This is a genomic window from Paenibacillus marinisediminis (assembly GCF_054343325.1).
In genome coordinates this window covers 1-270 of record NZ_JBTGUH010000043.1, presented here as the reverse complement: position 1 = coordinate 270, position 270 = coordinate 1, and the positions used below count along the sequence as shown (strand labels likewise).

Sequence of the window (270 nt, the reverse complement as noted above, 5' to 3'; positions counted from 1 at the left end):
CGTTGGTTAAGCTATTAAGAGCACACGGAGGATGCCTAGGCACCAGGAGCCGATGAAGGACGTGGCGAACAACGATACGCCTCGGGGAGCAGTAAGCATGCATTGATCCGGGGATTTCCGAATGGGGAAACCTAGCCGTCGTAATGGGCGGTTACTTGCACCTGAATACATAGGGTGTAAGATGGCATACGAGGGGAACTGAAACATCTAAGTACCCTCAGGAAGAGAAAACAATAGTGATTCCGTAAGTAGCGGCGAGCGAACGCGGAA

General features: G+C 51.9%; 1 rRNA gene. It reads left to right on the top strand.

The window, feature by feature from the left end:
• Positions 1-4: 4 nt before the first annotated feature.
• A 23S ribosomal RNA gene (locus tag ACXX53_RS23175) occupies positions 5-270 on the top strand; the annotation flags it as partial.